15 protein-coding genes are annotated in these 17,954 nt (G+C 72.6%); 9 read left to right on the forward strand and 6 right to left on the reverse strand.

Features of this window, described 5'->3' with window-relative positions:
- From ABT288_RS38225 to ABT288_RS38245, 5 genes are all read left to right on the forward strand, one after another.
- Positions 1-662 (forward strand): serine/threonine kinase C-terminal domain-containing protein (locus tag ABT288_RS38225; RefSeq protein WP_502972929.1); only part of this gene is annotated, 662 nt, incomplete at its 5' end.
- A 79-nt stretch (positions 663-741) separates the two neighbouring features.
- The gene (locus tag ABT288_RS38230; RefSeq protein WP_351618155.1) at positions 742-2,388 is read left to right on the forward strand and encodes a serine/threonine-protein kinase; all 1,647 of its coding nucleotides are present in this window, start codon (positions 742-744) and stop codon (positions 2,386-2,388) included.
- Positions 2,389-2,469: 81 nt separating this feature from the next.
- The gene (locus tag ABT288_RS38235) at positions 2,470-3,369 is read left to right on the forward strand and encodes a serine/threonine-protein kinase (protein ID WP_351618156.1); all 900 of its coding nucleotides are present in this window, start codon (positions 2,470-2,472) and stop codon (positions 3,367-3,369) included.
- A 136-nt stretch (positions 3,370-3,505) separates the two neighbouring features.
- A complete protein-coding gene (locus ABT288_RS38240; RefSeq protein WP_351618159.1) occupies positions 3,506-5,119 on the forward strand; it encodes a succinic semialdehyde dehydrogenase in 1,614 nt (537 codons plus the stop codon).
- A gap of 57 nt (positions 5,120-5,176) precedes the next feature.
- A complete protein-coding gene (locus tag ABT288_RS38245; protein ID WP_351618161.1) occupies positions 5,177-6,982 on the forward strand; it encodes a GMC family oxidoreductase N-terminal domain-containing protein in 1,806 nt (601 codons plus the stop codon).
- A gap of 94 nt (positions 6,983-7,076) precedes the next feature.
- Here the strand turns inward: ABT288_RS38245 and ABT288_RS38250 are convergent, their stop codons facing one another.
- Together ABT288_RS38250 and ABT288_RS38255 are read right to left on the reverse strand one after the other, a co-directional pair.
- Positions 7,077-8,126 (reverse strand): LAETG motif-containing sortase-dependent surface protein, encoded by a 1,050-nt coding sequence (locus ABT288_RS38250; protein WP_351618163.1) that lies wholly within the window; start codon positions 8,124-8,126, stop codon positions 7,077-7,079.
- Between the two features lie 680 nt (positions 8,127-8,806).
- Positions 8,807-9,106, reverse strand: coding sequence for a chorismate mutase (locus tag ABT288_RS38255; protein WP_351618166.1), 300 nt, complete (start codon positions 9,104-9,106; stop codon positions 8,807-8,809).
- Positions 9,107-9,881: 775 nt separating this feature from the next.
- Here ABT288_RS38255 and guaA point away from each other — a divergent pair.
- A complete protein-coding gene (gene guaA / locus ABT288_RS38260) occupies positions 9,882-11,462 on the forward strand; it encodes a glutamine-hydrolyzing GMP synthase (protein WP_351618168.1) in 1,581 nt (526 codons plus the stop codon).
- Between the two features lie 3 nt (positions 11,463-11,465).
- Here the strand turns inward: guaA and ABT288_RS38265 are convergent, their stop codons facing one another.
- Entirely contained in the window at positions 11,466-11,951 is a 486-nt protein-coding gene (locus ABT288_RS38265; protein ID WP_351618171.1) for a pyridoxamine 5'-phosphate oxidase family protein, read from the reverse strand.
- Positions 11,952-12,091: 140 nt separating this feature from the next.
- Here ABT288_RS38265 and ABT288_RS38270 point away from each other — a divergent pair, with 140 nt between their 5' ends.
- The gene (locus ABT288_RS38270) at positions 12,092-12,886 is read left to right on the forward strand and encodes a class II aldolase/adducin family protein (RefSeq protein ID WP_351618174.1); all 795 of its coding nucleotides are present in this window, start codon (positions 12,092-12,094) and stop codon (positions 12,884-12,886) included.
- Positions 12,887-12,917: 31 nt separating this feature from the next.
- On the opposite strand, the gene ABT288_RS38275 is transcribed toward ABT288_RS38270, so the two are convergent.
- Positions 12,918-13,805 (reverse strand): DUF4429 domain-containing protein, encoded by an 888-nt coding sequence (locus ABT288_RS38275; protein WP_351618177.1) that lies wholly within the window; start codon positions 13,803-13,805, stop codon positions 12,918-12,920.
- Between the two features lie 190 nt (positions 13,806-13,995).
- Between ABT288_RS38275 and ABT288_RS38280 the strand changes: the two genes are divergently transcribed.
- Together ABT288_RS38280 and ABT288_RS38285 are read left to right on the forward strand one after the other, a co-directional pair.
- Positions 13,996-15,276, forward strand: coding sequence for a hypothetical protein (locus tag ABT288_RS38280; RefSeq protein ID WP_351618180.1), 1,281 nt, complete (start codon positions 13,996-13,998; stop codon positions 15,274-15,276).
- A 367-nt stretch (positions 15,277-15,643) separates the two neighbouring features.
- Positions 15,644-16,174: a DoxX family membrane protein gene (locus ABT288_RS38285; protein WP_351618183.1), complete on the forward strand. Its 531-nt coding sequence runs from the start codon at positions 15,644-15,646 to the stop codon at positions 16,172-16,174.
- A 54-nt stretch (positions 16,175-16,228) separates the two neighbouring features.
- Here ABT288_RS38285 and ABT288_RS38290 read toward each other — a convergent pair whose 3' ends face one another.
- On the reverse strand, positions 16,229-16,438 hold the full coding sequence (locus tag ABT288_RS38290; protein WP_228621160.1) for a hypothetical protein: 210 nt from the start codon (positions 16,436-16,438) through the stop codon (positions 16,229-16,231).
- Positions 16,425-17,879 carry a PspC domain-containing protein gene (locus ABT288_RS38295; protein WP_351618186.1) on the reverse strand — a complete coding sequence of 485 codons (1,455 nt, stop codon included), beginning with the start codon at positions 17,877-17,879 and terminating at the stop codon, positions 16,425-16,427. The genes ABT288_RS38290 and ABT288_RS38295 overlap by 14 nt, the downstream gene beginning before the upstream one ends.
- Between the last annotated feature and the right edge of the window lie 75 nt (positions 17,880-17,954).

Genomic DNA, 17,954 nt, shown 5'->3' on the forward strand with positions numbered 1-17,954 from the left:
CGCTGGCCGGGGCAGGCGTGACGGCGGCACTGCTGCTGCACCGGGACGGGGGCGGGGGCGGCGGCAGCCCCGGCGGAACGGCGACCTCCCCGGCGACCGGCGCCGGTACCGGCGCGACCTCGTCGCGGACCGCACCCCCGACACCCACCACCTCCGGCCCGGCGCCCACCGCGACAGGCCCGTCGGCCACCGACTCGGGCCCGGCGGGCCCGCGCACCGCGCCCTCCGGTTACCGCACGGCCCGGGACCCGGCCGGCTTCTCCCTCGCCGTACCGGAGGACTTCACCCGCAGCCCGCAGGGCGAGCGCGTCTTCTACCTCTCACCCGGCGGCACCTTCCGGCTCGGCATCAAGGCCGCCGATCCCCAACCGGGCGGCCCGCAGGCCGTGATGGACCGGTCGGCCGCCAAGGGCCCCTCCACCAACCCGGGTTACCACGACGGCCGGGTCACTCCCACCACGCACGACGGACACCCGGCGGCGCTCTGGGAGTTCACCTGGAACGGCTTCAGCGCGGCGGAGGGCCCGCGCCACACCTACGACCTGTGCTGGGAGGAAGCCGGGCGGATGTACGACGTGTGGGTGTCGGCGCCGGTCGGCAAGGTGCGGGAGGCCCGGGAGTACTTCGACGTGGCCGTCGACACCTTCCGGGCGGGCGCCTGAACGGCGGCTCGGTCACGGGTCTGTGACCGGTTCGTACTGCCGGTGGCTGTGGGGGCCGGTGGCGCGATATGGATGACGCATGAGCAGTGACGGGGGAGTCGGTCAGGGCGCCGACGACACGACGAGTTTTGTTCTGCAACCGCCGCATCCACAGTCCCATCCGCAGTCGCATCCGCAGCCGAACGCACAGCCGCAGCCGAACGCGCAGCCGCACTCCATCCCGGCTCAGCAGCACGATCCCGGCGCCGGGCGGCTCATCGCCGGCCGGTACAGGCTGCTCGGCAAGCTGGGCCATGGCGGGATGGGCACCGTGTGGCGGGCCCAGGACGAGACGGTGGACCGGGAGGTCGCCGTCAAGGAGCCCCGCGTACCGGACCACCTTCCCGAACGGGAACGCGCCAACGTCTTCGAGCGCATGCGCCGCGAGGCCCGCGCGGCGGCCCGTCTCGACCACCCCGCGGTCGTGAACGTCCACGACGTCGCGGTCGTCGAGGGCCGGCCCTGGATCGTGATGGAGCTGGTGCGCGGCCGCACCCTCGGCGACGTCCTGCGCGAGGGCACGCTGGACGCGCGCGAGGCCGCCCGGATCGGACTGCAGGTGCTCGGCGCGCTCCAGGCGGCGCACGCGGCGGGCGTCCTGCACCGGGACGTCAAGCCCGACAACGTCCTGCTCGGCCGGCACGACCGGGTGGTCCTCACGGACTTCGGGATCGCGCAGATCGAGGGCGACACGCGGCTCACGGACACCGGCGGCTTCGTCGGCTCGCCCGAGTACATCGCGCCGGAGCGGGTGCTGGGGCAGCGGCCCGGCCCGGCGAGCGACCTGTGGTCCCTGGGCGTGCTGCTCTACACGGCCACCGAGGGCGTCTCGCCGTTCCGCCGCAGCAACACCCCGGCCACCCTCCAGTCGGTCCTCAACTCCACCCCGGCCGCGCCCGCGTCCGCCTCCGGCCCGCTGGCCGAGGTCATCAACGGGCTGCTCCACAAGGACCCCGCGCACCGGCCCCGGGCGGACCGGGTAGGGGCGCTGCTCCAGGAGGCGGCCAGGCCCCCGGCGCCGCCGATACCCACCCAGCCCGTCCAGGTGGTCGCCCGCACCCGGGTCGGGCGCCTCGGCCGCACGGCGTGGCTCGGCGCGGGCGCGGCACTGGTCGTGGCGGCGGTGACGGCGTACCTGGTCCTGGCCGATCCCTTCGCGGGCCCGCTGCCCGACGGCTGGGCCGAGCGCCCGGTCCCGAGGCTGGGCGCCACCCTCGCCGCCCCGGCGAGCTACCAGGTGGTCACGCCCGCCAAGGACGACCAGGACCAGAACTGGGTGACGTACGAGGACTGGAGCGGCGGCGTCTGGATCACGCTGGAGCTGGCGAAGAAGTCGCAGGACTCCCTGGGCGAGATCAAGAACAGCGCGCGGTCCCAGATGTACGCCGACGACGAGAAGTTCCGCGGCGGCGGCGACTACACCCTCGACATGCCCGGCGGTGCGAGGACACATCCGGACGACACCGCGACGTACCACGGCAAGGAGGCCGCGAAGAACACCGTCGTCTTCAGGACCAACGACGGCGGGCACCCCAGCCCGCGCGAACTCCAGATCTTCTACTACCGCACGAGCGGGGGCGACCTGTACAAGCTCACCGTCGGCTACCCCGACAAGGGCGACTTCACGGCCCGCGGCCGGGACGTGGCCGAGGCGGCGATCGCGAACCTGGACATCAAGAAGCTCTGACTCCCGGGTGCCGCGACACGGGCGACCGCTTCGCTGTGCCCCGCTTCGACAAGGGCATGGTGCGCACGGTACTCATGTGACATGAGTGGAGACGGCGAACTCCCGCCCGACGCACGTCTGATCGGTGGCCGCTACCGGCTGGCCGGACGCCTGGGGTCCGGGCCCACCGGGACCGTCTGGCGGGCCCTGGACGAGCAGCGGCCGGGTAGCCGGGTCGCCGTCAAGGAGCCGCTGTTGCCCGGCGATCCGGCCGACGACGAGGACAGCCGCCGTATCGCCCACCGGCTGCACCGGGAGGCCCGCGCCGCGGCCCGGGTGCGCCATCCCTCCGCCGTCACGGTGTACGACGTCGTCACCGAGGGCCAAGTCCCCTGGATCGTGAGGGAGTTGGTGGAGGGCGAGTCATTGCGGGAGGTTCTGCGGCGCGGCCCCCTCCCGCCCGCCGAGGCCGCCCGGATCGGGCTCGCCGTCCTCGGCGCCCTGCGTGCCGCGCACGCCGTCGGCATCGTGCACCGGGACGTCAAACCGGCCAACGTGCTGCTGGAGTCCGGCACCGGGCGGGTGGTCGTCACCGACTTCGGGACCGGCGACGGCCACCGGGCGGACGCGCCCGCCGGATTCGTCGCCCCCGAGCGCGCCGCGGGCCCCGGCGCCGGCCCGGCCTCCGACCTGTGGTCCCTGGGCGCGCTCCTCCGCGCCGCCCTCGCGGACACGGACCCCGGCCCGCTGGGACCCCTGCTGGATCGCCTGCACGCCGACGAGCCCGGGGCCCGCCCCGGCGCGGAGGAGGTCACGGCGGCCCTGCGGGACTACCTCGGACTGGCGCCCGTACCGGAACCCGACACTGCGCCGATCACCGACGACCGGTCCGGCGCCGCACCCGCGCCCGCGCCCGCCACCCCGCCACCCCCCGGCCCTCGTCGCCGCACCCCGCGCACCGCGTTCGGACTGCTCCTGGCGAAAAAAGCCGGACTCGAATGATCCTTCCGCCCGTCACCCTGCCGACGCCCTGATCAGCACATTTGCTGCCAGTGATCACTGGCAGTGTGTGAGCACTCGGTGAATCCCCGTTACCGACGGGTACACAAAGCCTGCGCTCCGGCATACCCTGCGCGTCATGACGGACACGCAGGCCCCGGACAGCACCGGCACCAACCCGCTCGCGCCCGCCCCCGAGGGCGTGCGCACCGCCGCCGACGTGGTCACCCCGGAACTGGTGGCCCGGCTCACCAAGGGCGTCACCGGCTCCGGCCGCACCGCCAACCACACCCCGTTCACCGGCGAGAAGCTGGCCGACCTGCCCGAGTCCACCCCCGAGGACGTACGCACGGCCTTCGAGGCCGCCCGGGCCGCCCAGGCGGTGTGGGAGAGGACCCCGGTACGGCAGCGGGCCGCCGTCCTCCTGCGCTTCCACGACCTGGTGCTGCAGCGGCAGGCCGAGGTGCTCGACCTGATCCAGCTGGAGACCGGCAAGGCCCGGCTGCACGCGCACGAGGAGGTGCAGGCCGTCGCCGTCGCGGCCCGCCACTACGGCCGCAAGGCCCCCGCCTACCTGCGGCCCAAGCGGCACACCGGCGCCGTCCCCACGCTCACGAAGGTCACCGAACTGCGCCACCCGCGCGGTGTCGTCGGCCAGATCGCCCCCTGGAACTACCCCCTGGAGCTGTCCGTCGGCGACGCGCTGCCCGCCTTCGTCGCCGGCAACGCGGTGGTGATGAAGCCGGACACCGAGACCTGCCTCACCGCGCTGTGGGCGCGTGACCTGCTCATCGAGGCCGGTCTGCCCGAGGGCGTCTTCCAAGTGGTGCTCGGCGAGGGCCCGGTCGTCGGCCCGGAGCTCGTCCGGCACGCCGACTACGTCTCCTTCACCGGCTCCACCCGCACAGGGCGCGAGGTCGCGCAAGGTGCGGCGGCCCGCCTCGTCGGCGTGTCCCTCGAACTCGGCGGCAAGAACGCCATGCTGGTGCTCGAGGACGCCGACATCGAGAAGGCCGCCGCCGGCGCCGTACGCGCCTGCTTCTCCTCCGCCGGACAGCTCTGCATCTCCATCGAGCGGCTGTACGTCCACGAGTCGGTCGCCGACGCCTTCCTGGAGCGCTTCGCCGCCCGCACGAAGGCCATGCGGCTCGGCAACTCCCTCGCCTACGGCGCCGACATGGGCTCGCTGGTCGGCGAGCGCCAGCTGAAGACCGTCGAGCGGCATGTGGAGGAGGCCGTCGCCAAGGGCGCGAAGGTGCTCGCAGGCGGGGTCGCCCGTCCGGACATCGGCCCGTACTTCTTCGAGCCGACCATCCTCGACGGCGTCGAGGACTCCATGGCCGTGTGCGAGGAGGAGACCTTCGGCCCGGTCGTCTCGATCTACCGTTTCAAGACCGACGAGGAGGCGATCGAGCGCGCCAACGCCACGCCGTACGGCCTGAACTCCTCCGTCTGGACGAAGAGCGCCGCGCGCGGCCGGGACGTCGCCGCCCGCCTGCGCACCGGCACGGTCAACGTCAACGAGGGCTACGCCCCCGCCTACGGCAGCGTCCAGTCCCCGATGGGCGGCATGAAGGACTCCGGCCTCGGCCGCCGCCACGGCTCCGAGGGCATCCTCAAGTACACCGAGGCCCAGACGGTGGCCCAGCAGCGGTTGCTGCCGATGGCTCCCTCGCTGGGCATGACGGACGAGGCGTACGCCCGGTTCATGAGCACGAGTCTGCGCCTGATGAAGGCATTCCGGTTCCGCTAGAAGTCCCGAACCCGCCAACCCCGTTCGCAACCCCCCCGTTCTCGACGAGGAGAGCACGTGTCGCAGGAGAAGTCTGTCCAGACCCGGGACGAGGACGGGTACGACTACGACGTCATCGTGGTCGGATCGGGGTTCGGCGGTTCGGTGTCCGCCCTTCGCCTGACCGAGAAGGGATACCGGGTCGGGGTGCTCGAAGCCGGCCGCCGCTTCACTCGGGACTCCCTGCCGAAGAACTCCTGGGACCTGAAGAACTACCTCTGGGCCCCCAGGCTCGGCATGTTCGGCATCCAGCGCATCCATCTGCTGGGCAACGTCATGGTGCTGGCCGGCGCGGGCGTCGGCGGCGGCTCGCTCAACTACGCCAACACCCTCTACGTACCGCCGAAGCCCTTCTTCGACGACCCCCAGTGGCGGCACATCACCGACTGGCAGGAGGAGTTGAAGCCCTACTACGACCAGGCCCAGCGCATGCTCGGCGTGCGGCTCAACCCGACGATGACCCCCTCCGACGTCCACCTGAAGGCGGCGGCGCAGCGGATGGGCGTCGGCGACACCTTCCATCTCGCCCCGGTCGGCGTGTTCTTCGGCGACGGCAAGGACGCGGACGGCAAGGCGAAGGCGCGGCCCGGCGAGCAGGTGGACGACCCGTACTTCGGCGGCGCCGGCCCGGCCCGCAACGCCTGCACCGAGTGCGGCGAGTGCATGACCGGCTGCCGGCACGGCGCGAAGAACACCCTGAACGAGAACTACCTCCACCTCGCCGAGAAGGCGGGCGCGGTGGTCCACCCCATGACGACGGTCGTGTCCGTCACGGACGACTCCCGGGGCGGGTACGCGGTGGCGACCCTGCCGACGGACCGGAAGAAGAAGGGCGAGGGCCGGCTCTTCACCGCGCGCCGGGTCGTCCTCGCGGCCGGCACCTACGGCACACAGACCCTGCTGCACCGGATGAAGGCCGGCGGCCAGCTGCCGTACCTCTCCGCCCGGCTCGGCGACCTGACCCGCACCAACTCCGAGGCGCTGGTGGGCGCGCAGACCGACAACCGCCGCTACCGCAAGGCGACCGGCGAGGCCAGGGCCGACTTCACGCGGGGCGTCGCGATCACGTCCTCCATCCACCCCGACGAGAACACCCACATCGAACCGGTCCGCTACGGCAAGGGCTCCAACTCGATGGGCGGCCTGTCCATCCTCCAGGTCCCCTACGCCGAGGGCTCCTCGCGCGCGCTGGCCTGGCTGGCGAACGCGGCCCGGCACCCGCTGCTGGTCCTGCGCTCCCTGTCCAACCGGCGCTGGTCCGAGCGGACCATCATCGGCCTGGTCATGCAGTCGCTGGACAACTCCCTGACGACGTACCTGAAACCGGACGGTGTCGGAAAGGGCCTGCTGACCGCACGCCAGGGCCACGGCGCCCCCAACCCCAAGCAGATCAGGGCCGCCACGGAGGCCGCCTCCGCGCTCGCCGCCGAGATCAACGGCTTCGCCGGCAGCAACGTCGGCGAGCTGATGGGCACCCCGCTCACCGCGCACTTCCTCGGCGGCTGCCCCATCGGGGACTCCCCGGAGACCGGCGTGATCGACCCCTACCACCGCCTCTACGGCCACCCGGGCATCTCGGTCGTGGACGGCGCCGCGGTCTCGGCGAACCTGGGCGTGAACCCGTCGCTGACGATCACCGCGCAGGCCGAGCGCGCGATGTCCTTCTGGCCGAACCAGGGCGAGGAGGATCCGCGTCCGGCGCAGGGCGCGGCGTACGAGCGGCTCAAGCCGGTGGAGCCGCAGGCCCCGGCGGTTCCCGCGGAGGCGTTCGGCGCGCTGCGCCTGCCGTTCCTGGGGGTGCCGGCGGTACCGCCGAAGCAGTAGCGCGGGTATGCCGAAGGGGCCTGCGCCCCCCTCCTGGCGCAGGCCCCTTCGGCTGTGCGACCGCGCTCGCGCGGCGGCGTTGCTGCGGCGTTGCCTACGCGGCCGCGTCCGAACCGGCGCCCTTGCGGCGGCGGACGGCGAACACCGCTCCGGCGCCGACGACGACGGCGGCACCGCCGACCAGGCCGATGGTCGGCAGCATGGAGCTGGAACCGGTCTCGGCGAGCGAGCCGGTGACGTCCTGGGTGTTGGTCTTGCCCGGCTTCTGGGTGGGAACCGGGACCTTGCCGCCCTCCTGGGGCTTCGTCCCGCCGGTGTCGGTGCCGGCCTCGACTATCTTGATCAGGTAGCCGGCCTGGTCCGAGCCGATGCAGTTCTCCTCGTCGTCGAAGTACATGCCGCCACCGATGGTGAGGCCCTCGCCGACCGGCGCGTTGGCCTTCACGTTCAGCCGGAGCTGGTAGTTCACCGTCTGGCCGGCCTTGATGTCGGCGAGGTCGAGGTAGCCGTTGGAGTGGCCGGCGCCGTCCTCGACGTCGTACCAGGTTCCGTCGTACTTCACCTGGAGCTGGACCTGGCTGGTCCTGAATGCGTACTGGGCGTTCGGGTCGCTCGGGCCGACGCCCGCGTAGAAGATGACGTCCTTGAGGTCGGCCGACGTCGGGTTCTTGACGCTGAGCGTGAAGGGGTGCCAGCCGCTGCCCACGGCGATCTCACCGGGCAGACCGCCGAGCGAGGAGTGGATCTTGGACTTGTAGTGGGCGTCGCCCTCCTCGCAGATCCCGGACGGCGGGGTCGGCTCGTCGCTGGGCTGGGCGCTCTCGCTGGGCGAGGGGGACGCGGACGCGGAGGCGGTTGCGGAGGCCGACTCGGAGGCGGAGGCGGAGGCGGAGGCGGATGCCGACGTGCCGGCGCCGGCCGACTCGGAGGCGGCCGGGCTGTCCGACGACGGGGCGGCGGACGCGTTCTGGTCGGCGGCCGGGCTGGTGCCGGCGTCTGCCGCGGGCGTCGTCTCGGTCGAGGCCGAGCTGCTGACAGAGGTGCTCGGGGAGTCGTCGGCGAACGCGGCGGGGGCACAGACCAGAGCGAGCGGCGCGAGGGCAGCCGTCGCGGCCGCGGTCATCATGGCGCGGCGAAGCTTCATTGAGGACCTCTTGTGGGGCTCCCGTGCTGCCGCGCGGCAGCACGTGTTCGGAGGCCTCCGTGTGTGGGGCACGGGCATGGCCGTTGGTTGCGTACGTGAGACCCGTGACATGTGAGGAGGGTTGTGCGTCGCCCGAAGCGAGAGTGCCGTGAAGTGGGTCACATCCCGCCGGGCGTGAGGGAGGTTCCGCCGGGCACGACGGAGTCTCGCCGGGGCATGACGAAGGGCCCCGCGGGACGGAGAGGCCGCGGGGCCCTTCTTCTGGTCAGCACCGGCGTCAGGGCAGCGCCGGTGCCTGGGCGGCGCCGGGGGGCTGCGCCGCTGGTTCATGGTCCCGGCCCCGGATCGGTCTTCGGCGAGCCGAGGCGGACGGAGTGCAGAGTGCGGCAATGCCGGCGCCTGCGGGGGACTTGGGGCAATTCCTATGGAGTTTTCCGCCGGTCGGCCCCGGGCGTCCCCGGAGCCGGCCGTTCTCTTGGGTGACCGGGCTGCTGTCCCCTGCCGTCCGGTCACTTCCCTGGAGCGAGGTCCCACGGCGTACGGCACGACCCGTACGCCTCATCGCTCCAGCGAGCCACGCGTGGTTCTGTCGGGCCCGCCCCTGGCTGGCACGGACACCCCGCTCAACGAAGCGCCGCGCGAGCCGGTCACGCGCCGTACGGGTGAGACGGCGTTCGCACTCAGATACGACCCCGGCACAGTTCGAGCAGGGTCATGGCGAGGCCGGTGCCCGGCTTGCCGAGGGCCTCGCGGTAGCGGCCGAGGATCTCCATCTCCCGGGAGAGGTGCACCCGGCGTCCGCCGGAGGCGATGCGGGTCTGCTGGACGACGGCGGAGACGGCCATCCGCTCCTGGATGAGACCGATGATCCGGTCGTCGAGCACGTCGATGCGCTCACGGGCGTCGGCGATGGTCTTCTCCGGGACCGAGGCGGTCTCTTCGGGGACCGAGGCGGTCTCTTCCGGGGTGGTGGTGGTCATGTCGGGGCTCCTGATGAGGTGACTGGACGCCCCGGACCGGCAGGACCCGAAAACGACAGACGCCCCGGGCCTTGTCGGCCCGGGGCGCCTGGGAAGTCGCTTGGCGTTGCGCTCAAGCAGCACGACCATGGCAGCCGGCGGGCCGGATGCCATAGGTAAAGACGAAGGTCGAGTGCGCGAGCATGGCGCCAGTATGCCACGCCCTGCCCGCACGCCGTCCCCACCGAATCCTCCGGCTCCGGCCCTCTGGATCTGCCACGGGCCGCCTGAACGGGCCTCTGGCCTCCTGATGGGCCTCTGGCCGGCTCCGGGCGCCGGGATCCGGCTCCGGGGCGATGGCTCCCTCTCCGGCCTGACGGGCGGTCCGGCGACTCTTCGGCCCGCCGACCGTTCGGCCTGGGCCCGCTCACTGCCGGGCCGGGGGCGCCGGCCGGTCCGGGCTCGGGCCCCTCCTCGGGTTCGGCTTCGGTTCTGCCCACTGGTCCGGTCCCCGCCCGGACCGGCCCTTGCCGTGTCCACCGGCGCCGGCGCCATCCCGTCGGCCAGACCAGCCCACTCTCACCACCCACCCGAGTCGCCTGTTTCCCGCGCATCCCCGCCCACCCGAGGCGGCCCGGCCGGGTCGCTTCTCAGCCGAGCGAGTCGCGTGGGCGGGTGGGCAACGGCACCCTGGGTCCGAGGGCGGAGCCCCCGGTGGCGGGAGCTGTCCCACCGGCGCCCCGTTAGAATCGGTACTACAGACCCCCGCCCAAACCGCCGGAAGGCAAGGCACCCCGTGTCATCAGCGACCCCCGCTGCCGCCACCCCCGACACCGTCCTGGTCGTCGACTTCGGCGCGCAGTACGCCCAGCTCATCGCCCGTCGCGTCCGCGAGGCCCGGGTCTACAGCGAGATCGTGCCGAGCACCATGCCGGTCCAGGAGATGCTCGCCAAGAACCCCGCGGCGATCATCCTCTCCGGCGGCCCGTCCTCCGTGTACGAGGAGGGCGCCCCCCGCCTCGACCGCGAGATCTTCGAGGCCGGCGTCCCCGTCTTCGGCATGTGCTACGGCTTCCAGCTGATGGCGCAGGTCCTCGGCGGCACCGTCGACAACACCGGTGCCCGCGAGTACGGCCGTACCGACCTGCACGTCTCCAAGACGTCCTCCACGCTCTTCGAGGGCACCCCGGACGAGCAGCACGTGTGGATGTCGCACGGCGACGCCTGCTCCGCCGCCCCCGAGGGCTTCACGGTCACCGCGTCCACGGACGTCGTCCCGGTCGCCGCGTTCGAGAACGACGACAAGAAGCTCTACGGCGTCCAGTACCACCCCGAGGTCATGCACTCCACGCACGGCCAGCAGGTGCTGGAGCACTTCCTGTACCGCGGCGCGGGCCTCAAGCCGGACTGGACGACCGGCAATGTGATCGAGGAGCAGGTCGCCGCGATCCGCGAGCAGGTCGGCGACAAGCGCGCGATCTGCGGTCTGTCCGGCGGTGTGGACTCCGCCGTCGCCGCCGCCCTCGTCGCCCGCGCCATCGGCGACCAGCTGACCTGCGTGTACGTCGACCACGGCCTGATGCGCAAGGGTGAGACCGAGCAGGTCGAGAAGGACTTCGTGGCCGCGACCGGCGTCAAGCTGGTCGTCGTGGACGCCGAGGAGCGCTTCCTGACCGCGCTCGCGGGTGTCTCGGACCCCGAGGAGAAGCGCAAGATCATCGGCCGCGAGTTCATCCGTGTCTTCGAGCAGGCGCAGGCCGACATCATCGCCGACGAGGGCCCGGCCGTGGAGTTCCTGGTCCAGGGCACCCTGTACCCGGACGTGGTCGAGTCCGGCGGCGGCACCGGCACCGCCAACATCAAGTCGCACCACAACGTCGGCGGCCTGCCCGAGGACCTCGAGTTCAAGCTGATCGAGCCGCTGCGCAAGCTGTTCAAGGACGAGGTCCGCATGGTCGGCCAGGAGCTCGGCCTGCCGGACGAGATCGTCCAGCGCCAGCCGTTCCCCGGCCCGGGCCTCGGCATCCGCATCGTCGGCGAAGTGACGAAGGAGCGGCTCGACCTCCTGCGCGATGCCGACGCCATCGCCCGCGAGGAACTGACCGCGGCCGGCCTCGACCGGGACATCTGGCAGTGCCCGGTGGTACTGCTCGCGGACGTCCGTTCCGTCGGTGTCCAGGGCGACGGCCGCACCTACGGCCACCCGATCGTGCTGCGCCCGGTGTCCTCCGAGGACGCCATGACCGCCGACTGGTCCCGGCTGCCGTACGACGTCCTGGCCCGCATCTCGACCCGGATCACCAACGAGGTCCGGGACGTCAACCGGGTCGTCCTCGACGTCACCTCGAAGCCGCCGGGCACCATCGAGTGGGAGTAGGCCCTAGGTGCGCCTGATCGTGCGCAGGGGCTCACCGGGCTTCCAGATCTCGACGACCAGATACGTGTCGTCCTCGACGTAGGTCCGAACGACCTCCGTCAGCTCGGTGCGGAAGAGGTGGAACGGCTGCGGCGGTTCCACCTCTTTCACGTACTCGGCCTTGGTCTCCGCGTCCCCGGCTCCGTCCCCGACCTCGTACGCCCGCCCGCCGATCCGCACGTCCCCGCCGTCCATGCCGGTCCCCTCGCCGGGGTTCGCCTGGAGCGCGAAGCGGGGATCGCGCCGCAGGTCGAGGGCTTTGAGTGAGCCCGCCATCATGCCGAGCCAGAGCTCGCCACCGCGGAAGTCGGCCTCCAGACCGGAGGTGCGCGGCGAGCCGTCCCTGCGGAGCGTGGCAAGGACATGGTGACGGAACGCCCGGAAACGCTGCTCGACGGTCGTCGCCAGCCCAGGCTCGGCGGAAACGAAGGCCGAGTTCATCCGTGTCATGCGCGCCAGTCTCACCGGCAAACCCGACATCCTCTGTCCTGTATCCGTCGCGTACGTCATCTTTACAAAACAGCTCTGCCCTTTTGCGCTGACCGGCGGTAACTTCCGGCGCGTACAGCAATTCCAGCGCTGGAGGACCTATGCACGGGCCCACCCCGCCCCTGCCGCTGCCCACCGACCAGCTGCGGTTCGCCATGCCGCCGATGTTCGACTCGGTGGAGGACGAGCGCCGGCACCGCAAGGAGCGGCTCGCCGGTGCGCTGCGGATCTTCGGGCGGGCCGGGCTCGAGGACGGCGTCTCGGGGCACATCACCGCCCGCGACCCGGAGTTCACCGACTGCTTCTGGGTCAACCCCTTCGGGATGCCGTTCAAGCACGTCACCGTCGGCGATCTCGTCCTCGCCAACCAGGACGGGCAGGTCGTCGAGGGCCGCTACCACGTCAACCAGGCCGCCTTCACCGTGCACGCCCAGGTCCACGCCGCCCGCCCGGACGTCGTCGCCGTCGCCCACTGCCACTCCGTGTACGGCCGTGCCCTCGCCGCGCTCGGCGAGCTGATCGACCCCCTCACCCAGGAGAGCTGCGCCTTCTACGAGGACGTGGCCCTCTACGACGCCTACACCGGCGTCACCGTGGACATAGAGGAAGGCCGCCGGATCGCCGGGGCCCTCGGCTCCCGCAAGGCGCTCGTGCTGCGCAACCACGGACTGCTCACCGTCGGTGACTCGGTGGACGCCGCCGCCTGGTGGTTCCTGTCCATGGAGCGGTCCTGCCAGGTGCAGCTGACGGCGAAGGCCGCCGGCCGCCCGGTGCTCATCGACCACAAACTGGCCGTCGCCACCCGCGAACAGCTCGGCGGCGACCTGGTGGCCTGGATCAACTACCAGCCCCTGTGGCAGGACATCAGCCGCAGCGAGCCGGACCTGCTCAGCTGACCCGAAGCCTCGGCGGGGAGGCCGGGCCCGCTCAGCCGAAGCCTCTCAGCACGGCTGCCTTGGTCATCGCGAACTCCTCGTCCGTGAGCACCCCGTCCCGGTGCAGTTCCCCCAACTCCCGCAGCCGGCGCAGCAGTACGTCATGGTGGTCGGCCTGCTCCGGTACGGCCGCACGCTGCCGGTCCCGGCCGCCGTGGGCGCCGACCGTGCGGGTGGAGGGATGCGGCAGCCGGGCGGTGACGGCCGTCGCGACCAGCGCGGTCAGCAGATCGCGCCGCACGCTGCCCCACAGGTCCAGGGTGTAGGGGTCCCGCTCGGGCGGCAGCTTGGAGAACGCCGTCTCCGGGGTCACGAACCGCAGGAAGCCGTCCTCGTACCCGGAGTTGGGCAGCCACTCCACCTGCACCAGGTCGCCCAGGGCGATGATCCGCGGGCCGGTCGCGCGTTTGACCCGGTCGGAGGTGTCGGCCCAGTCGATGCGCACCTGCGTGCCGTCGAAGGACACCGTGCCGTCGGAGGACCGCACGGACACCGGCACCGGCGGGCCCGGCAGCAGATAGGCGGTCGTGGGTTCCTTCGTGACCCGGTCGAGGAGCAGGGCGTGCCGGATCTCCTCGGCGACGTACTCCGCGACGCCGCCGCGGTCCACGTCCACCGTCAGCCGGTAGGGATCCGCCGCATCCGGCAGCCGCCCGCCCGTCGCCTGCAGCAACGGGTCGGCGCCCTCGCGCAGCCGCATCCGCAGCCGGCCACGCTTGCGCTCGGGTTCCCAGACCACCTCCGAGACCGCCTCCAGCGGCACGGAGATCTCCCCGTACGTCTGCCGGAACAGCGGAACGCAGCGGTGCAGTCCGGGGGTGATCCGGATCGTGCTGCCGTCGAAGGCCCAGGTCCCGTCCCGCTGGATGATCTCGGCCATACGGAAATTCTCGCAGCCGGGTCAACACGGCGGCCCGTACTTCACCCGCCGTGACCCGGCCCGAGCGCCCCGGACGGCCCGGCGTAGGGCACAATTCGCTGTCGACGCAGGGCAGTTGCGCGGCGGTGAGGCCTTCCGGCGAAGGCCCCTCCGACGTGCCGGAAGGTCGTGGGGAAGGCGGGCGCCGGTCGTGGCGGTGCAGGAGGCGAGACAGGGCACGGGTGCCGAGGGGATCCACGAGGGCGGCTGCACCTGCGGGGACTGCCCGCACGGCGCCCGGGAGGGACACCGGCGGGCCGTCGCCGCGTTCCTGCGCCGACGGGACGAGTTCGCGGCCGGGCAGGGCCTGCCGGTGGCCGTGGCGCACTCGGCCTCGGCGTCCCGCCAGTGGGTCTCCGAGGAACTGACCCAGACGGCGGAGGCCGTCGCCGAACGCGGGCGCGCCGAGGGCGAGGCCTGGCTGGCCCGCCTGTGGCTGCGCACGGTGTGCGTGGCGTGGGGCGCGGTGCTCGCGCTGCTGCTCGGGGAGGCGCTCACCGCGGTCGGCGCGGGCTGGGCCGGCGCCCGCACCGCGGGCCTGACCGCCGCGCTCGTCGTCGCCGGTGTGCTCAGCGCCGCCTCCTGGCTGCACCGGGCGCGCGGCGGGGCGCTGGCCCCGGTGATCGGCGAGGACAACCGGATGTCCACCTCCCGTACGGTCGCCGCCTGCTGGGTGCTGTTCGTCGGCTACGCCGTCCTGCTGCTGGCCACCCGCCTGGCCGCCGCCTCCGACCACGCCGAACGCGACGCCCTGATCTCCGGCCTCGACCTCGCGCGGGGCGCGGGCGTGGTGACCGTCCTCGCCGTGGTGTGCGGCATCGCCGTGCTGGTCCGCCGGGTGGTGGGCCTGCGCATCCTGGCGCAGCGGCTGCAGAAGGTGCCGGCGCACCGGCCGCGCGCCGCCGACCTGCTCACCGACGACTCCGGGCGGGGCGCCTTCACCGACATCCAGTACGTCGCCATCCACGCCGTCGCCCTGCTGTTCGCCGCCGTACGGCTGGCCCGCCGCCCCGACCAGCTGCCCGACCTGCCCTGGGGGCTGGGAGTGGTGGTGCTGATCTCCGCCCTGACCTACCTGGCCGGCAAGTACACCGAGGGCGGCCGCCCGGTCGTCCTCTCCGTGGTCCGCGCCCGTGAAATCGGCGACTTGGACGGGCCGATCCGCACCGGCGACGACATCGAGATCCGTGGCGCCGGTTTCGTGCCGCCCGGCGCCCACAGCGCCGACCGGCTCTCCCGCATGGTGGTCCGCATCGGCAGCGTCGACGTGCACGTCCCGCTGATTCCCGTCACCGGCGGCTTCAGCAACCCCACCGGCAGCGTCCTGACCGTGCCCGTACCGGCCGACGTCGAGCCCGGCGCGGTGGAGGTGCAGGTGGTCACCGCGGCCGGGGTGGCGACCAACCGCTGTATCGTCCAGATCACCGAGTGAGCGGCGGGGGGAACGGCCGGCCGATGAGCGGGAGCGTCCTGTCGTTGACCACGGCCGGCCCGCACGGCCGGCCGGCACCGGAGGCCGGCACCTGCCCGACGTGTACGACGAGCCGGGCGATGGCCTGACCACCCTCGGCACCACCACCCCCTGACGCACCACCGCCACCTCCCTGGACCGACTGGACTTCGACCGGCCGTGCGGGCACGGCCCGTTTCGAGATCGCCCCCCGGAAACCACAGCGCCCCCCGCTCATCCAGGCGCCGAAATCCGGAAAAACATCCGGGTTGGGATTGAACTGCGCCTCCTTGTCGTACGTATGGTCAACTGAGGGGCGGGACGTCGGGCGAGAGGGCGGTTTGCGGCGATGACTCACGGCATTCGGACGGACACGCACATGAACCGGATGAACGGCCCGGGAGGCTGGCGGGACACCGCCGCCCACTACGCCCTCCTGCCCCTGCGCGTCTTCCTCGGCGTCACGTTCATCTACGCCAGCCTGGACAAGCTCACCAGCAGCTCCTTCCTGAAGTCCGGCGGGGCCGGGTCCATCGGTGACACCATGCGCTCGGCCCGCGACTCCGCCGCCATCCCGGCCCTGGTCGACCTGGCCCTGAAGGCCCCGGTCGGCTTCGGCTACGCCATCGCCCTCGGTGAACTGGCCGTCGGCATCGGCACCCTGCTCGGTCTGCTCGCCCGGCTGGCCGCGCTCGGTGGCGCGATGATCTCGTTCAGTCTGTGGATGACGGTGAGCTGGTCGACGACCCCCTACTACTACGGCAACGACCTCGCCTACTTCATGGCCTGGATCCCCCTGATCCTCGCCGGGGCCCCCTACCTCTCCGTGGACGCGGCCTGGCGAGCCCGCCGCCGGCAGCGACTGGGCGGCTATCGCTAGCGGCCGTACACCCACCGATCGCCGGACACCCACCAGCCCGCTGGACCGCGACCGTCAGCCGCTCTCGGCGTCGCCCCGTCTGCGTATCCCCCGGGCCACGGCTGCCGTGGCACCGGCGAGGAACAGGCCGCCCACGATCAGCGGCACGACCGCGAACCACGGCGTCTCCCACAGGCCGCCCGCATCCCCCGCGAAGACCACGCCGGTGGCGGTGAGGAAGAGCCCGGCGACCAGCTTCCCGGGCTGGAACTCATGACGTAGCACGATCGACCTCCACCTGTCCCGCACCGACCCTCAGCGTGAGGTCCAGCGTGCCGGCGTCCTTGGCACCCTTGGCCGGCGCCAGCGTCACGTTCTTGAGCCTGCGCGGCTGCACGTCCACGTCCTTTCTGCTCTCCCCGGGCAACCGGATGTCGCCGAGGCCCACCTCGATGTTCATCCGGACGGTCGCGTCCGCCGGCGCGATCACCTTCAGCTGTCCCGCACCCACGTGGGCGTCCGTCGCGACCGTCCGCCCCTTGCCCGGGCGCACCCGGCTCAGGTCCAGCGTGCCGCGCCCGGTGCCCAGGTCGTACGCCGGCCGTACCTGCGCCGCCGCGGCGGGCGTCCAGGAGGTGTCTCTCCAGTGGGTGTTGATGTCCTTGGGCATGGCCGCCGCCCCGGCGAGCAGCGCTGCCGTGACGATCGCCAGGAAGACCGTCCCGGCTCCCGTGCGGCCCAGGAACGCGCTGACCGTGATGCCCAGGCCGAACACCGCGAGCGCGCACGCCAGACCGGTCTGCAGACTGGTGCCCAGCGGGTGCGTGCCCCAGGTCAGTCCGGAGCCCAGGCCGCCCGCCACCAGGGCGAGCAGGAACACCCAGCCGCCGATCCAGCGCGGGCCGCGCGGTCTCGGGGCCGCACTGGGCCGCGGCTGTATGGAGGTCTGGTGGCCGTGGTGCGTCCAGGGGGTGGCGATGCCGACGTCGACCACCGAGGTGAGGTCCGGGTCGCGGGTGCCGCCGGGCCCCCACAGATAGCCGGTGCCGCCGACATGGGTGCCGTCCTTGACGATCGGATCCCGCCACCACGACGGGTAGACGGTGACGACCGGCGGCGCCTGGGCCTCCGGCGGCGCGTCGGCGGCGGCTTGGGCGGCGAGCGGGTCGGGGTCGGGGGCGCCGCGCCGCCGTGACCAGTACCCGGCACCTGCCAGCAGCAGGGAGAGCACCACGGCGAAGGCCAGCACCCCGCCGTTTCTCAGCATGGTCAGGAAGATCCCGCAGCCGACCAGGGCGAACAGCACGGCGGCGAGCGCCTGGCCGTCGACCCGGCCCGTCAGGAGCTTGCGGACCTCGTTCTCCTCCTCGTCCTCGTACGGCACCAGCAGCCAGGCGAAGCCGTAGAAGATGAGGCCGATGCCGCCGGTCGCGGACAGCACGGCCAGAGTGATCCGGAAGATCAGCGGGTCCATGTCGGTGTGCCGGCCGAGGCCCGCGCACACGCCCGCGATCATCTTGTGCCCGCGGTCGCGCCGGAACCGCTCGGGGGCCCCGGCGCCGGGCTGCTCCTGGTCCTGCTGCTGTGCGCCGGCCTGCGTGCCGGCGCCGGCCGCTCCCGTCTTCTCCGTCGCGGCGGGCGCGGCATCCGTCGGTCCGGTGCCCGGGGCCGGGCGCGGGCCGGAGCCGGGTCCCGGACCCGTCGCGGCGTGCTCGTGATCCGTCATGCGTCCATGGTGACGGCCCGGCCGCCGCGGCGGCAGTCGGGACGACCCTGGCCGAACCCTGAAATCGGCCCTGAG

It is taken from the genome of Streptomyces sp. NPDC001093, assembly GCF_040298985.1.
Lineage (GTDB): Bacteria > Actinomycetota > Actinomycetes > Streptomycetales > Streptomycetaceae > Streptomyces.

Excerpts from the sequence above, each read along its gene's own strand:
- ABT288_RS38295 (WP_351618186.1), bottom strand. The coding sequence starts at position 17,879 with ATGACGGATCACGAGCACGCCGCGACGGGTCCGGGACCCGGCTCCGGC.
- ABT288_RS38270 (WP_351618174.1), top strand. The coding sequence starts at position 12,092 with ATGCACGGGCCCACCCCGCCCCTGCCGCTGCCCACCGACCAGCTGCGG.
- ABT288_RS38230 (WP_351618155.1), top strand. The coding sequence starts at position 742 with ATGAGCAGTGACGGGGGAGTCGGTCAGGGCGCCGACGACACGACGAGT.
- ABT288_RS38285 (WP_351618183.1), top strand. The coding sequence starts at position 15,644 with ATGACTCACGGCATTCGGACGGACACGCACATGAACCGGATGAACGGC.
- ABT288_RS38240 (WP_351618159.1), top strand. The coding sequence starts at position 3,506 with ATGACGGACACGCAGGCCCCGGACAGCACCGGCACCAACCCGCTCGCG.
- ABT288_RS38235 (WP_351618156.1), top strand. The coding sequence starts at position 2,470 with ATGAGTGGAGACGGCGAACTCCCGCCCGACGCACGTCTGATCGGTGGC.
- ABT288_RS38250 (WP_351618163.1), bottom strand. The coding sequence starts at position 8,126 with ATGAAGCTTCGCCGCGCCATGATGACCGCGGCCGCGACGGCTGCCCTC.
- ABT288_RS38255 (WP_351618166.1), bottom strand. The coding sequence starts at position 9,106 with ATGACCACCACCACCCCGGAAGAGACCGCCTCGGTCCCCGAAGAGACC.
- ABT288_RS38265 (WP_351618171.1), bottom strand. The coding sequence starts at position 11,951 with ATGACACGGATGAACTCGGCCTTCGTTTCCGCCGAGCCTGGGCTGGCG.
- ABT288_RS38275 (WP_351618177.1), bottom strand. The coding sequence starts at position 13,805 with ATGGCCGAGATCATCCAGCGGGACGGGACCTGGGCCTTCGACGGCAGC.